This window comes from Microbacterium forte (genome assembly GCF_031885415.1).
Classification (GTDB): Bacteria; Actinomycetota; Actinomycetes; order Actinomycetales; family Microbacteriaceae; genus Microbacterium; species Microbacterium forte.
In genome coordinates, this window is the sequence record NZ_CP116871.1 from 1,314,311 (window position 1) to 1,328,754 (window position 14,444).

Annotated in this window: 14 protein-coding genes; 10 read left to right on the forward strand and 4 right to left on the reverse strand. The window is 67.9% G+C overall.

Features of this window, described 5'->3' with window-relative positions:
• Positions 1-43 precede the first annotated feature (43 nt).
• Genes OB895_RS06470 through OB895_RS06480 form a run of 3 tightly spaced genes read left to right on the forward strand, consistent with a single transcriptional unit; the run spans position 44 to position 3,747 of the window.
• The gene (locus OB895_RS06470) at positions 44-1,342 is read left to right on the forward strand and encodes a DUF2252 domain-containing protein (protein ID WP_311879527.1); all 1,299 of its coding nucleotides are present in this window, start codon (positions 44-46) and stop codon (positions 1,340-1,342) included.
• A gap of 9 nt (positions 1,343-1,351) precedes the next feature.
• The gene (locus OB895_RS06475; RefSeq protein ID WP_311879529.1) at positions 1,352-2,128 is read left to right on the forward strand and encodes an ion channel; all 777 of its coding nucleotides are present in this window, start codon (positions 1,352-1,354) and stop codon (positions 2,126-2,128) included.
• Positions 2,125-3,747 (forward strand): MFS transporter, encoded by a 1,623-nt coding sequence (locus OB895_RS06480; protein ID WP_311879531.1) that lies wholly within the window; start codon positions 2,125-2,127, stop codon positions 3,745-3,747. Before OB895_RS06475 ends, OB895_RS06480 begins: the two co-directional genes overlap by 4 nt.
• Positions 3,748-3,772: 25 nt before the next feature.
• Here OB895_RS06480 and OB895_RS06485 read toward each other — a convergent pair whose 3' ends face one another.
• Positions 3,773-4,756 carry a LacI family DNA-binding transcriptional regulator gene (locus OB895_RS06485; RefSeq protein WP_376708836.1) on the reverse strand — a complete coding sequence of 328 codons (984 nt, stop codon included), beginning with the start codon at positions 4,754-4,756 and terminating at the stop codon, positions 3,773-3,775.
• Between the two features lie 160 nt (positions 4,757-4,916).
• Here OB895_RS06485 and OB895_RS06490 point away from each other — a divergent pair, with 160 nt between their 5' ends.
• The 5 genes from OB895_RS06490 (at position 4,917) to OB895_RS06510 (ending at position 10,362) form a co-directional block, all read left to right on the forward strand.
• Complete coding sequence (locus OB895_RS06490; RefSeq protein WP_309686878.1) at positions 4,917-5,834, forward strand: carbohydrate ABC transporter permease; 918 nt, start codon at positions 4,917-4,919, stop codon at positions 5,832-5,834.
• A gap of 46 nt (positions 5,835-5,880) precedes the next feature.
• Complete coding sequence (locus OB895_RS06495) at positions 5,881-6,726, forward strand: carbohydrate ABC transporter permease (protein WP_042542215.1); 846 nt, start codon at positions 5,881-5,883, stop codon at positions 6,724-6,726.
• 68 nt (positions 6,727-6,794) lie between these two features.
• Positions 6,795-8,153 carry an ABC transporter substrate-binding protein gene (locus tag OB895_RS06500; RefSeq protein WP_042542099.1) on the forward strand — a complete coding sequence of 453 codons (1,359 nt, stop codon included), beginning with the start codon at positions 6,795-6,797 and terminating at the stop codon, positions 8,151-8,153.
• 64 nt (positions 8,154-8,217) lie between these two features.
• Positions 8,218-9,960 carry a glycoside hydrolase family 35 protein gene (locus tag OB895_RS06505; protein WP_311879535.1) on the forward strand — a complete coding sequence of 581 codons (1,743 nt, stop codon included), beginning with the start codon at positions 8,218-8,220 and terminating at the stop codon, positions 9,958-9,960.
• 36 nt (positions 9,961-9,996) lie between these two features.
• Positions 9,997-10,362 (forward strand): HNH endonuclease, encoded by a 366-nt coding sequence (locus tag OB895_RS06510; protein ID WP_079113930.1) that lies wholly within the window; start codon positions 9,997-9,999, stop codon positions 10,360-10,362.
• A 5-nt stretch (positions 10,363-10,367) separates the two neighbouring features.
• Here OB895_RS06510 and OB895_RS06515 read toward each other — a convergent pair whose 3' ends face one another.
• Together OB895_RS06515 and OB895_RS06520 are read right to left on the reverse strand one after the other, a co-directional pair.
• The gene (locus tag OB895_RS06515) at positions 10,368-10,892 is read right to left on the reverse strand and encodes a GAF domain-containing protein (protein ID WP_311879537.1); all 525 of its coding nucleotides are present in this window, start codon (positions 10,890-10,892) and stop codon (positions 10,368-10,370) included.
• Positions 10,889-11,386: a metallophosphoesterase family protein gene (locus OB895_RS06520; RefSeq protein ID WP_042542102.1), complete on the reverse strand. Its 498-nt coding sequence runs from the start codon at positions 11,384-11,386 to the stop codon at positions 10,889-10,891. The genes OB895_RS06515 and OB895_RS06520 overlap by 4 nt, the downstream gene beginning before the upstream one ends.
• 147 nt (positions 11,387-11,533) lie before the next feature.
• Between OB895_RS06520 and OB895_RS06525 the strand changes: the two genes are divergently transcribed.
• Positions 11,534-12,994 carry an MFS transporter gene (locus OB895_RS06525; RefSeq protein WP_042542103.1) on the forward strand — a complete coding sequence of 487 codons (1,461 nt, stop codon included), beginning with the start codon at positions 11,534-11,536 and terminating at the stop codon, positions 12,992-12,994.
• Between the two features lie 75 nt (positions 12,995-13,069).
• Here the strand turns inward: OB895_RS06525 and OB895_RS06530 are convergent, their stop codons facing one another.
• Positions 13,070-14,101 (reverse strand): S66 family peptidase, encoded by a 1,032-nt coding sequence (locus OB895_RS06530; protein WP_042542104.1) that lies wholly within the window; start codon positions 14,099-14,101, stop codon positions 13,070-13,072.
• A gap of 93 nt (positions 14,102-14,194) precedes the next feature.
• Between OB895_RS06530 and OB895_RS06535 the strand changes: the two genes are divergently transcribed.
• Entirely contained in the window at positions 14,195-14,401 is a 207-nt protein-coding gene (locus OB895_RS06535; RefSeq protein ID WP_079112468.1) for a transcriptional regulator, read from the forward strand.
• The last annotated feature ends 43 nt before the right edge of the window (positions 14,402-14,444 follow it).

Here is a 14,444-nt window from a genome sequence, read left to right on the forward strand (position 1 = left end):
GCATCTCGGTGCGTGGTCACCTGCCCCGGACCGACCGGATCCCGTGGCTCTGCTGGAGGAGCAGGGACGGTCACGGGTTCCGGAGCTCACGCCGGTGCGGTACGCACGGATGGCGGTGTCGCCGCTCGCCTTCTACCGCGGCGCGGCTCTGATCATGGCATCGGATCTCGCCTCCTCCGGGCACACCGGGATCATCGCGCAGCTCTGCGGAGACGCGCACCTCTCGAACTTCGGCCTGTTCAGCACCCCGGAGCGGCACCTGATCTTCGATATCAACGACTTCGACGAGACGCTCCCCGGCCCGTTCGAATGGGATGTGAAACGGCTCGCCGCGAGCTTCGCGGTGGCCGGCAGGCACCGTGGATTCAGCGCCGGCGAGGAGCGCGCCTGCGTCGTGGCCGCGGCGCACGGCTACCGGACGGCGATGCGGAGGGCAGCGACGTCGACCGTGCTCGATGCCTGGTACGACCGACTCGACGCAGAGCGTGCGAGAGTGTCGATCCGCCAGGCGCAGCTCGACCAGCTGGTGGGAGACGAGGAGGTGCGTCGGCTGGACGCGACGATCGAGAAGGCGCGAAGACGCGATCAGCGAAAGGCCTTCAAGAAGCTGGTGCGCGTCGTCGACGGCCGCCTGCGCATCGTCGCGGCGCCGCCGTTGATCGTCCCCGTCGAGGAATTCTTGCGCGAAGCGGGGCGTGCCGCAGACGAAGCGGATGTCATGCATCAGGTGCTCGGCGCGTATCGGACGACGCTCGTCGGCGAACGGCATCCGTTCGCCGAGTACCGGTACCGTCATATGGCGCGAAAGGTGGTCGGTGTCGGAAGCGTCGGGACGCGAGCCTGGGTGATCCTCTTCAGCGGGCGCGACGACGACGACCCGCTGCTCCTTCAGGCCAAGGAGGCGCAGGCGTCCGTCCTCGAGCGTTTCCTCGGTCCGAGTGAGTTCGACGACCACGCAGAGCGCGTCGTGCGGGGGCAGCGACTGATGCAGGCATCCAGCGACATCTTCCTCGGGTGGCAATCCGTGGTCGGCCTCGACGGGCAGCACCGTGACTTCTACATCCGGCAGCTGCAGGACGGGAAAGGAGGCATCGATCCGGAGACGATGACCGTGCGGGGTGCGACCCTGTATGCGCGGATCTGCGGCGAGACGCTGGCGCGAGCCCACTCCCGATCCGGAGACCGGGTGCAGATCGCGGGGTATCTGGGGCGGAGCGACACGTTCGAGGAGGCGATCGCGGACTTCGCCGTCGCCTACGCGGATCAGAACCACAGTGACTTCCTGGCGCTGAAGGCAGCTCTGGCGTCGGGGCGTCTGCCGAACGAGCACGGAACCGTGTGAGGCGCCTCCATGGAATCCGGAGACACGATGCGTGAGCCCTCGCCCCTCGGCTCACACGTCGCGAGACAGGTGGTCGGCCGGCCGTCCGGGTACTGGCTCGTGCTCGCACTCCTCGTGCTCAGCTATGTGCTGTGCGCCGCTCAGGGGACGACCGACCCGAGCCCACCGGCGTTCGTGCTGCAGCTGGTCACCGTCGCCGTCGTGCTTCGAGTGACCGAGGCGCATACTCGGGTGCAGCGCATCGCCTGGATCGTGCTCGCGGCGGCAGGCATCGCCGCGGTCGTGGTGTCGGTGTTCGACCTCAAGGGACACGCCCTCGACATCTCGCTGTCCGCCGCTTCGATGCTCGCCTTCCTCATCGCGCCGGTCGCGATCATCCGACACCAGGTGCGGCGCCGGGGCCTGGACGCCGAGGCTCTGCTCGCCGCGATCTCGGCGTACGCCCTGGTGGGCATGTTCTTCGCCCTGGTCTACAACCTCGTCGCACTTCTGACCGTCGCGCCGACCTTCGGCCCGACGGTCGTCGACTCGCTCTCGAGCCAGCTGTTCTTCTCGTTCACCACCCTCACGACCACCGGCTACGGCAACATCGTGCCGGCGAGCCCCACTGTGCAGGGGATCGCCGTCGCCGAGGCGATCACCGGTCAGCTGTTCCTGATCACGGCCGTGGCGCGGATCATGCGCGGCAACCGCCGGCCCGCGTACGAGGCAGCTCCCGCACCCGCACCTGCACCCGCACCCGCGCCCGCACCTGCACCCGCACCCGCATCCGAGGAGACCTCGTGAAGAAGTGGAACGTGGTCATCGTCCTCGGCTCCGCGCAGTTCGTCATGGTGCTCGACGGAACGGTCATGAACGTATCGATCTCGACGGTCGTGAGCGATCTCGACACGTCCGTGACGGCGATGCAGGCGGCGATCACGTTCTACACCCTGACGATGGCGGCGTTCATGCTCCTCGGCGCCAAGCTCGGCGATGTGTGGGGACGACGCCGCGCCTTCGTGATCGGCTCCTGCGTCTACGCCGCAGGCTCCCTCATCACCGCGCTGAGTCCGTCCGTGGGGTTCCTCTTCCTCGGCTGGTCGATCATCGAGGGGCTGGGCGCGGTGCTGGTGATCCCCGCGATCGCCGCACTCGTCGCCGACAACTACCGAGGTGCTGAGCGCGTCACCGCCTTCGCCGTCATCGGCGCCGTGTCGGGTGCGGCGGTCGCGGCCGGTCCGCTCATCGGCGGGGCGGTGACCACGTACTCCAGCTGGCGGTTCGTCTTCGTCGCCGAGGTGGTGATCATGCTGGGCGTCGTCCTGTGCGCTCGCATCATCACCGACTCCACCCCACGGCAGAGTATCCGCATCGATATCGGCAGCGTCCTGCTGTCTTCGGCCGGCCTCGTCCTGATCGTCTTCGGCATGCTGCAGAGCAAGACCTGGGGATGGGTGGTCCCCCTGTACACGCCGGAGATCGCGGGCGTCCCCATCGCGCCCCTCGGAGTCTCTCTGACGACCTGGTGCATCGCGCTCGGAGCCGCTCTGATCGCGCTCTTCATCAGCTGGCAGCGACGGCTGATACGCGACGGCCGCTCTCCTCTCATGCAGCCGGATCTGTTCTCCATCACGACTCTGCGCAGCGGGCTCTCGGTGCTCGGCGCCCAGTACGCCGTGACGGCCGGGCTGTTCTTCATGGTCCCGGTGTACCTGCAGATGACGCTCGGATACGACGCGCTCGAGACGGGCCTCAAGATCTTCCCGCTCTCGGTCTCGCTGATCCTCTTCTCGATCGTCGGCACCGCGCTGTCCCGCAGGTGGTCCCCTCGCCGCATCGTGAGAGTCGGGCAGTCGACCCTCGTGCTCAGCGCCGTGCTGCTGCTCGGTGCGGTGACCGAGGACCTTCGCGGCGTTCTGTTCGCGGCCGGCATGTTCCTCGCCGGCAGCGCCCTGGGGCTCCTCGCCTCGCAGCTCGGCAATGTCAACATGTCGAGCGTCAGTGAGAAGGACACGAGCGAGGTCGGCGGGCTGCAGGGCGTCTTCCAGAATCTGGGCTCATCGCTCGGAACCGCGCTGATCGGATCGCTGCTGATCGGAGCGCTGTCGACCTCGTTCGCGTCCGGCGTCGCCGTGAGCGATCTTCCGAGCGACGTGCGCGAGACCGTGAGCGCTGCGACGGACCGCGGCGTCACGGTGGTGCCCGCGGCGGACGTCGCCGGGATCAGCGAGGCGGCCGGCCTCAGCGACGACGACTCGAGCGCACTCGCCGACATCTACCGAGAGTCGCAGCTCTCGTCGCTGCGCGTGTCGTTCGTGGGACTGATCCTGATCAGCCTGCTGTCGATCCTGTTCTCACGCGGCATCCCGGCGCACGTGTCGATCCGGCGAAGAGAAAGCGCCGGCGCGGCCGAGAGGTCCTGACCGCCGGCGCACCCGCTGCCTGCGGTCAGACGCGAGGCGGCGCCGTGCTCTCGCGGACGACGAGCTCCGTGCCGACGAGCGGGGTCTGGATGCGCTCTCCCCCGTCGAGCTCGGCGAGCAGCGCGTCGACCGCGAGCGCGCCGACCTTCTCAGGATGCTGCTGCACGGTGGTCAAGGGCGGCCACAGCTGCGCGGCATCCGGCAGGCCATCGAAGCCGACCACGCTGACGTCGCTCGGAATATCACGGCCGGCCTCACGGAAGGCCCGCACGACGCCGATCGCCATCTGGTCGTTCGCGGCGAAGACCGCAGTGACGGCGACGTCGTCACGCAGCCGGAGCCCCGCACGGTAGCCCGACTCGGCGGACCAGTCGCCCTGCAGCGGCTCGGGCGCGACGACCCCGCGGGATTCGAGGGTGCGCCGCCAGGATTCGCGACGACGTTCGGCGGAGTACGACTTCGCCGGACCCGCGATATGCCAGACGGTCCGGTGTCCGAGGTCGAGCAGATGCTCGGTCGCGAGCCGCGCGCCCTGCGCCTGGTCGGTGTCGACGAAGGGATGACTCGCTCCACGGTTGGAGTCGACCAGCACGACGGGCAGCCCGTCGGGGATCTCGACCTCGGCCTCATCGAGCTGGTGCGCCTCGATCACGATGATGATGCCGTCGACCGCATGCTCCTCGAGGCGGCGGAAGGCGCCTGCCACGGTGTCACGAGCGCTGGACTCCACGGGGATCAGAGTCAACGCGTATCCCATCTGCGACGCGCGCACCGCGATCGCATCGAGCGTGCGCTGATTGCCGTATGAGCTGAAGGAGAACATGATCACACCGATCGCGCGGAATCGGCCCGAGCGCAGGGCGCGGGCCGCGCTGTTGGGCCGATAGCCGAGCCGTTGCATGGCGTCTTCGACGCGCTCCCTGGTGGCGGCGCCGACGTAGCCGCGCGCGTTCACGACCCTCGAGACGGTCTGCCCGGAGACGCCGGCCTCTCGCGCCACGTCCTCCATGGAGGGGTCTCGCCGCCGCTGCGGCGGCTCTGCCGACTGTTCCGAGGTCACGAGCACTCATCCATTCATGTGTTGACGTTGACACACTAGCAGCGCATCGAATATGTTGACGTTGACACACGGCGCCGTGAGCGCCCGATCTCTAAGAAGGTTCTCGTCAATGACGACTCAAGACTCCGCAGCCCTGGCGGACCACGGCATCCGCCGGCGTGAAAAGCGCGACTGGAAGGGATGGGCCTTCGTCGGCCCGTTCATGGTCGTGTTCGCCCTGGTGTTCCTCACACCGCTCGCCTATGCGCTGTACCTCAGCTTCTTCCAGGAGAAGCTGATCGGCGGCACCGCGTTCGTCGGGTTCGACAACTACGTGCGCGCCCTCACCGACCCGCAGTTCTGGGAGGCGTTCGGCCGCGTCGTGCTGTTCCTCGTCGTGCAGGTGCCGATCATGCTGGTCCTGGCCCTCGCCGCGGCGCTGGCACTCGACAGCGCGCGACTGCGCGGGGCATCCTTCTTCCGCATCCTGATCTTCCTGCCCTATGCGGTGCCCGCCGTCGTGGCGGTGCTCATGTGGGGCTACATCTACGGCGACCAGTTCGGACTGACGTCGAACTTCAACGACCTGCTCGGCAGCGACCTCATCACCCCCTTCGCCCGGGAGTGGATCCTGGTCTCGATCGGCAACATCGTGACGTGGCAGTTCGTCGGCTACAACATGCTGATCTTCTACTCCTCGCTGAAGACGATCCCGACCGACATGTACGAGGCGGCATCGCTCGACGGAGCCGGCGCCTGGCGCACGATCTTCTCGATCAAGATCCCCAACGTCCGCGGCGCCCTCGTGATCGCGACGATCTTCTCGATCATCGGCAGCTTCCAGCTCTTCAACGAGCCCAACATCCTGCGGCCTCTGGCACCGAACGTGATCACGACGTACTTCACACCCAACATGTACGCGTACAACCTCTCGTTCGCCGGACAGCAGTTCAACTACGCCGCGACGATCGCCATCATCATGGGCGTCATCACCGCAGTGATCGCCTACGTCGTGCAACTGCGCGGCTCGAAGTCGGAGGTGCGCTGACATGGCACTCCCCCTCGCCCGCCCCTCGCAGAAGCGCCACGATCTGATGAATCCGCGCAAGTCGAAGATCCTGCTGATCGTGATGGTCGCGTACGCGCTGTACACGCTCGTGCCGCTCGTCTGGCTGCTGTTCAGCTCGACGAAGACGCAGTCGGGACTCTTCAGCTCGTTCGGTCTGTGGTTCTCCGACGACTTCGCGTTCTTCGACAACCTCGTGGCCACGTTCTCGTACCAAGACGGCATCTTCCTGCGCTGGCTCGGCAACACGCTGCTGTACGTGGTCGTCGGAGCCGGCGGCGCGACCCTGCTGGCGACCATGGCCGGCTATGGACTCGCGAAGTACCGCTTCCCCGGCCGCCGCGCCGTGTTCGCCGTCGTGCTCGGCGCGGTCGCCGTGCCCGGCACCGCACTGGCCGTGCCGACCTTCCTGCTCTTCAGCGAGCTCGGCCTCACGAACACGCCGTGGGCCGTGATCATCCCCTCGCTGATCAGCCCGTTCGGCCTGTACCTGATCTGGGTCTTCGCCTCGGATTCGGTGCCGACCGAGCTGCTCGAGGCGGCGCGCATCGACGGCGCCGGCGAGTTCCGCACCTTCTTCACGATCTCGATGCGACTGCTCGCACCCGGAATCGTGACGGTCACCCTCTTCACCGTGGTCGCGACCTGGAACAACTACTTCCTGCCGCTGATCATGCTGTCCGACCCCGACTGGTACCCGCTCACGGTCGGCCTCAACCAGTGGAGCAACCAGGCGATCGGCGCGGGGTCGCAGCCGATCTACAACCTCGTGATCATGGGTTCGCTCCTCACCATCATCCCGATCGTCATCGCCTTCCTGCTGCTGCAGAGGTTCTGGCAGTCAGGTCTCACCGCCGGAAGCGTCAAGCAGTAGCCCCCGGCATCCCTCCGCACCGCACACGTCGGTCCGATGCTGGACCGCACCCCCGAAAGGACACAGCAATGAAGCACCTTCCCTCACCCGCCGCACGGCGCACTCTCACGGTGCTCGCGGCCGGAACCGTGGCAGCGCTCGCGCTGGCCGGCTGCAGCACCGGCGACACCGGCTCAGGCGGCAGCGCTGCCGGCGACGGCTCGTTCGACTCCGTGGAGGCCGCGCTCGAGAAGGGCGGCGAGATCACGTACTGGTCGTGGACCCCCTCGGCCGAAGCCCAGGTCGAGGCCTTCGAGAAGGAGTACCCCAACGTCACGGTGAACGTGGTCAACGCGGGCACCAACAACGAGGAGTACACCAAGCTGCAGAATGCGATCAAGGCAGGCTCCGGCGCCCCCGACGTCGTGCAGATCGAGTACTACGCCTTCCCCCAGTTCGCCCTCACCGATGCGTTCGTCGACCTCTCGCAGTACGGCTTCGCCGACTTCGAGGACGACTACACGGCGTCGACGTGGAACTCCGTCACCGACGGCGACGCCATCTACGGGCTGCCGCAGGACTCCGGCCCCATGGCGCTGTTCTACAACAAGGCCGTGTTCGACGCCGCGGGCGTCACGGTGCCCACCACCTGGGACGAGTACTACGAGGCCGCGAAGGCGATCCACGCCGCGAACCCGAACGCCTACATCACGAACGACACCGGCGACGCCGGCTTCGCGACCTCGATGATCTGGCAGGCCGGCGGCAAGCCGTTCGAGACCTCCGGCACGGATGTCACGATCGACCTGCAGGACGACGGCTCGAAGAAGTGGACCGAGAACTGGAACCGCCTCGTCGAGGAGGATCTGCTCGCCCCCTACGGCAGCTGGAGCGACGAGTGGTTCCGCGCCCTCGGCGACGGCAGCCTCGCCACCCTCGTGATCGGCGCCTGGATGCCCGGCAACCTGATCACCGGCGCTCCCGACGGAGCCGGAGACTGGCGCGTCGCGCCGATGCCGACCTACGACGGCACCCCTGCGACGGCGGAGAACGGCGGCGGCGGCCAGGCCGTGACGACGCAGAGCAAGAACCCGGAGCTCGCAGCCGGATTCCTGTGGTGGCTGAACAACTCGGAGGACAGCATCTCGACCTTCCTCGAGTCGGGCGGCTTCCCGTCGACCACGGCGGAGCTCTCGAGCGAGGAGTTCCTCGCCGACGCTCCCGAGTACTTCGGCGGCCAGAAGATCAACGAGGTCCTCGCGGCTGCGGCCGACGACGTCGTCGAAGGCTGGAGCTACCTGCCCTACCAGGTCTACGGCAACAGCATCTTCGGCGACACCGTGGGCCAGTCGTACCAGAACGGCACCGACCTGAACGAGGGGCTGGTGACCTGGCAGGACGCGCTGGTCGAGTACGGCAACTCGCAGGGCTTCGCCGTCAACCAGTAATCGCACGTCCGGGCCGGACGGGGACTCCCTCCCCGTTCGGCCCTCCCATCGAAAGCACCACATCGTGACCTCCTTCTCCATCGGCGAGACCGACTTCCTCCGCGCGGGGCTCCCCCACCAGGTGATCGCCGGCGCCATCCACTACTTCCGGGTGCACCCCGACCAGTGGCAGGACCGCATCCGCAAGGCCCGCCTGATGGGGCTCAACACGATCGAGACGTACGTGGCCTGGAACGCCCACGAACCCCGCCGGGGCGAGTGGGATGCCACGGGGTGGAACGACCTGGGGCGCTTCCTCGACCTCATCCAGGCCGAGGGCATGGACGCGATCGTCCGCCCCGGCCCCTACATCTGCGCCGAATGGCACAACGGCGGTCTGCCGAACTGGCTCACCGCGGGCGAGCGCGAGCTGCGCTCGTCCGAGCCCACTTTCCTGGCCGATGTGAGCGAGTACCTCCGTCGGGTCTACGAGGTCGTCGCTCCGCGGCAGATCGACCGCGGCGGCTCGGTCGTGCTCGTGCAGATCGAGAACGAGTACGGCGCATACGGCTCCGACAAGGCGTACCTGCAGGCGCTCGTCGCGCTGACCCGCGAGTCGGGCATCACGGTCCCCCTCACCACCGTCGACCAGCCCACCGATCAGATGCTCGACGACGGCAGCCTTCCCGAGCTGCACAAGACCGGTTCGTTCGGCTCGCGCAGCGCGGAGCGCCTCGCGACCTTGCGCAGCCACCAGCCCACGGGTCCACTGATGTGCTCGGAGTTCTGGGACGGATGGTTCGACTGGTGGGGCGGCGTGCATCACACCACCGAGGTCACCGCCGCCGCCGCCGACCTCGACGAGCTGCTCGCTGCCGGCGCGTCGGTCAACATCTACATGTTCCACGGCGGCACGAACTTCGGCCTCACGAACGGCGCCAACCACAAGGGGCGCTACCTGCCCATCGTCACGTCGTACGACTATGACGCGCCTCTGGACGAGGCCGGGAACCCGACCGCGAAGTTCTTCGCATTCCGCGACGTCATCGCGAAGTACGCCCCGGTGCCGGATGAGCTTCCGGCCGCCGCCGAGCCCGCGCCGGTCTTCTCGGTGCCGCTGAGCGCGGCCGGTGCATGGACGGATGCTGCGGCGAGCGCTCCCTCGTCGTCAAAGCCCGTCACGTTCGACGAGCTGGAGCACCTGAGCGCCCTGGTCCGCTACGACGTCTCCCTGCCCGAGGGCCGGGGCGGGCAGCTCGTCCTCGAGGAGGTTCGCGACCTCGCCTGGGTGAGCGTCGACGGCCAGCCCGTCGGCACCCTCTCGCGCACCCGTCATGACCGTTCTCTGCGGATCCCCGCGGGGCGTACGCTCAGCATCCTCGTCGAAGAGGGCGGCAGGGTGAACTACGACCACCGGCTCGGCGAGCAGAAGGGCCTCATCGGCGCTCCTGCACTCGACGGTGTTGCGCTGACCGGCTGGCACTCGACACCGCTCGACGTCGCGGCCCTGGCTGCGGAGATCGGATCCCGCGCCGCAGACGCGTCCGCCGCGGCGACGACCGGTCCGTCGGCATGGGTGGCGGACTTCGACCTCGATGCCCCCGCAGACCTGTTCCTCGACACCGCCGCCTGGAGCAAGGGCTACGCGTTCGTCAACGGCTTCTTCCTCGGTCGATACTGGCGAAACGGCCCGCAGCGCACCCTTTTCGTGCCCGCGCCCGCCACGAAGACAGGAGCGAACCGACTCGTCGTCCTCGAACTCGAGCACCTGCTCGACGCGACCGCCGATTTCGTCCCGTCGCTCGACCTCGGCGACACCGAGGAATAGCCCTCCGGGGGCGACTCGACCCGGTACCGTGTGTCTGTGCCGCGTCGAAGGTTCTCCACTCCCTCACCTGCCGCTCGCGCGCGCTATGCCAAGCGGCGCCAGGGCCGCGTGGCGCGGGCGGACAACGACCTCACCGTCGAGCAGTGGGCTTCGCTGCGAGAGGCCTGGGGAGGATGCGCGTATTGCGGAGCGGGCGACATCGCACTGCAACGCGATTGCGTGATGCCGATCTCGCGAGGCGGGCGGTACACCGTCGAGAACGTCGTTCCTGCATGCGGGTCGTGCAACGCGAGCAAGCGCAACGACGAGGTCACGTCGTGGATGCGACGCAAGCGACTCGACGAACGGGCGTTCCTCACCCGATACGACGCGATCGTCCGCGACCTGCGCCAGGCCGACTGAACGGCTCACTGCCGGCTGCGTCGGGACTTCCAGACGGCTGCCGTGAGACGAGCGGCGTCGGCTCGGGTGATGCTCTGCCAGTTGCGACCGCCGCGCGCGAAGGCCTCGTGCACGCCGGGAGGCACCGCGGCCGCCTCGATCGGACGATCGAGCCAGTCGCACGCGCGCACGTGCACGAGGTCGACATCCCGCGCGTCGGCCGAGGCGTCGTAGCGCCACGGTCCGGTGATCCGTCCCAGCCAGAGGAGGCCATCGGCGTCGCGCGTCCAGACGAAGACGCCCTCGGCGACCGATGCGAACCGCTCGAGTCGGCGTGCCATCCGCTCTCCGTAGACCGCGTCCACCGCGGCGAGCGCATCGGCGATCGAGTGCGGTACGTCGTCGAGTCTGCCGCCCATTCCGCACACGCCGAGCTCCAGTGCCCGCTCGACAGCCGGGCCGTCGCTCACGTCGTCGTCGCGCGAGCGCATCGGAGCGCGGTATGCCGAGGGCACCTCTGCATCGTGGCTTCCGCCAGGTGAGGCGTTCATGCGAGCGGCACGAGCGTGGCATCGATCCGCCGCTCGTCGATCGTGACCCGCATCATCGTGCAGACCGGCTGACGGCGCCGATCGGTCGGCGACCCGGGATTCATCAGGCGCATCCCGGAGGGGGCGACCGTGTCCCAAGGGATGTGCGAGTGCCCGAAAACGAGCAGATCCACGCCGGGGAACGCGACATCCATCCGCTCCTCGCGCTTCTGCCGCTGGCCGGTCTCGTGCACCACCGCGACGTCGACCTGTTCGACGGTGAAGCGAGCGATCTCGGGCAGGCGCTCGCGCAGCTCGGGGCCGTCGTTGTTGCCGTAGACGCCATGCAGGACCCGCGAGCGGGATTCGAGCAGATCCAGCGTCGCGAGGTCGACCCAGTCCCCCGCGTGGATCACGATGTCGGCGTCGTCGACCGCCCGCAGCACGGCGTCGGGGAGCCGCTTGGCCCGCTTCGGAACGTGGGTGTCGGCGATCAGCAGCAGTCTCGTCGTCACGGTCTTCCCCTCGCCCCGGGCATCAGCATCCGTCTCCGACTCTACGCACGCGCGCCCCGCGGACGTCACACGCACCCAGCAAACGTTCAGGAAGGCGTAGGATCTCTCGGTGCCTTGGTATACCGGGCCATGGATCTAAGGAGCAGCATGAGTACGACCACAGCGCCCGCGAATCCGCGCTCGCGCGTCATCACGGCGAGCCTCGTCGGCACCACGATCGAGTTCTACGACTTCTACGCCTATGCGACAGCGGCCGTGCTCGTGTTCCCGGTGCTCTTCTTCCCCACGGGCAACGACACCACTTCGCTGCTGTCGTCGTTCGCGGTGTTCGGTGCGGCGATGGTCGCCCGCCCGATCGGCGCGGTGGTCTTCGGTCACTTCGGCGACAAGTTCGGCCGCAAGGCCACGCTCGTCGCCTCTCTGCTCACGATGGGCATCGCGACGTTCATCATCGGGCTTCTGCCCACGTTCCAGCAGATCGGCTGGTGGGCGGCTCTCCTGCTGCTCATCCTGCGTCTCGCTCAGGGTTTCGCGCTCGGCGGCGAGTGGTCGGGGGCCGCGCTGGTCGCCACCGAGAACGCACCCCGGGGCAAGCGCGCCTGGTACGGCACGTTCCCGCAGCTGGGAGCGCCGCTCGGCTTCATCATCGCGAACTTCCTCTTCCTCGGCATCAACTGGCTGCTGCCGCACTCCGAGAACCCCGCGCTCAAGTCCGAAGCCTTCCTGTCGTGGGGCTGGCGCATCCCGTTCCTCTTCTCTGCCGTCATGGTCATCATCGGCCTGTGGGTCCGACTCAAGCTCGTCGAGTCCGACACCTTCAAGAAGGCCGAGAAGAAGGGTGCGATCCGCAAGCTGCCCCTCGCGACCGTGTTCCGCCACCACTGGAAGCAGCTGATCCTCGGCACGTTCATCATGCTGGCGACCTATGTGCTGTTCTACCTGATGACGAACTTCACCCTGGCGTACGGCACCAAGCCGGCCACGCTCGAGACGGCGTCCGCCGCCGCGCAGGCCGCTGCCGAGGCGACGGGCAAGGACTTCGACGCGTCGGCCTTCGCCGCGCAGTTCTATCCGGGTCTCGGATTCGCCTACACCGACTTCGTGCTGATGCAGATCGTCGGCGTGGTGTTCTTCGGCATCTTCACCCTGCTCTCCGGGCCGATCGCCGATTCGGTCGGCCGACGCAAGCTGCTCCTGTGGGTCACCGGGCTCATCATCGTGTTCGGCTTCACGTTCAACGCCTTCCTGCTGCCTGCGATGGACCCGAAGTTCACGGGCGCACTCGCGCAGGCGTTCCTCGTGTTCGGTTTCATGCTCATGGGCGCGACGTTCGGTCCGATGGGCGCGCTGCTTCCCGAGCTGTTCCCGACGAACGTCCGCTACACGGGCTCCGCGATCTCGTACAACGTCTCCTCGATCCTCGGCGCCGCCGTGGCCCCGCTCATCGCGCTGTGGCTCTGGGAACTCGGCGACGGCGCCCCGTGGCTCGTCGGTCTCTACCTGTCGGCGATGGGAGTGCTGACGTTCATCGCGCTGCTCCTGTCGAAGGAGACGAAGGACAACGACTACGAAGAGGACCTCGGAGTCGCGGCGGCCGTCGAACTCTGACACGTCACTTCACGCGAAAGGGCGGCACCTCCTCGGGGGTGCCGCCCTTTCGGGTGCTCGGGGTGGTCGTCGGGCTCAGTAGGAGGCGGTGATCGTCCGCGTCGACCCGTCGAGCGCCATCGTCCCCCCGTAGGGAACGATCCACTGGGGCCGTGTGTGACCGAACGGCACGCCCACGCAGACGACCGCGTCGGGGTTGTACCGCGAGACCGTCTCGATGACGGCGTCTCGCTGCGCCGCGCGCAGCGCATCGGCCTCTGCCGGCGACGGCAGGAATTCGAAGTCGCTCACCGGCGGACGCGCGACGACCACGCCCGCGACGGCATCGAGGATCCCGCGCTCTCCCAAACCGCGCATCCAGCGTGCCACCCAGCTCGCCGGCGGACGCTCCTCGCTGGTCTCCAGCAGCAGGATGCCGCCGCGCAGGTCGTATGTCGTGGGCAGCCGGTCTGCGAGCGCGAGCGCGTCGATGCTCTCGAGGCACCCGCCCCACGTGCGTCCCTCGACGCGCGATGCCGGCCCGGCCCAGGCCCACTCATCGGTCGCGATCCGGTCGCCGTACTCGGTGAGCGATAGGGGGTCTGTCCAGCGCCGTCCCACGTCCTCCGACTCGCCTGGCTCGGTGATCTCGATCGTGCCGCCGTCGAGCAGCGCAGCGCGCAGTGAGCGCAGATGCACGTCGTCGACCGCCGGCCCAGGCCCCAGGTGCACTGCCGTGGACCCTCCGTAGTAGCCGCGGATGCCAAGCCCCCACAGCCAGTTGAGGATGTTGGTGTTGTCGCTGTAGCCCAGGAACGGCTTGGGATCGGCCTGAGCGAGTGCGGCGTCGAGGTGCGGCACCACCAGGATCTGGTCATCGCCCCCGATCGTCGCGAGGATCGCGCGGATGCCGGGGTCGGCGAAGGCCGCGTTGACGTCGGCGGCCCGGGCTTCAGGGCTCGCGTCGAGCTGCCTGGTGGTCGGATACTCCACCGGGATCAGTCCGGTCAGCTGCTCGAGTCGTCGGAGAGCCTGCTCGTGGATCTCAGGCGCGACCGCAGGAGCAGCGAAGGCGGGCGACAGGACGGCGACTCGGTCGCCGGGGACGGGTTTCGATGCAGACAGCATCGGTCCAGTCTCGCATCGCGCACGCCGCGCGATCCGTCAATTTATGTTGACATCTGCTGCACCGTCAACCAATATTGACGCAGGAGGTTCACGATGACCATGAAGACCGCGATCGCCCAGGATGACGGCGGCGAGCCACTGTCCGAGCTCCACCGCCTCGCCGCCCTGCGCAGTGAACTGGCCCGCGCCGAAGAGACCCAGGTGAGACGCGCGCGCAATCTCGGGTACTCGTGGCAGGCGATCGCGAGCTCACTCGGTGTCTCGAAGCAGGCGGCGCACCGCCGATTCGGCAAGCACTGAAACGCATACAGCCCATCCACAGAATCCGTCCTCGCACGAAGTA